The following is a 315-nucleotide window of genomic DNA, read 5'->3' on the forward strand; positions in this document are numbered from 1 at the left end:
GTGTAACATCTCCTAATAAAGCGTTTGCATCACCACCAACCGTTAAGTCAGAAGAGGTAATGTTACCGTCACCGTTAAAGGCAGTCGGATCAACTACTAAGGCACCCGCACCGTTTTGTGTTAAACCAGTACCTGCAACATCAGCGTTTATTTTAGCAGCCGTAACTGCATCGTCATTAATCTTTCCGGTAGTTACAGCGTTATCGTTTATTTTCACAGTAGTCACTGCGTTGTCAGCTAATTCTGTAGTTCCAACAGCACCTGCAGCGATTTCTAGTGTAACATCTCCAAGTAAAGCATTTGCATCACCACCAA

The 315-nt window shown here is 43.5% G+C and carries 1 pseudogene; it reads right to left on the reverse strand.

The features are described from left to right. Positions 1–315, reverse strand: a pseudogene (locus tag ACXAG7_RS20080) (hypothetical protein); the annotation flags it as partial.

The organism is Tenacibaculum sp. AWR4_210 (assembly GCF_056160945.1).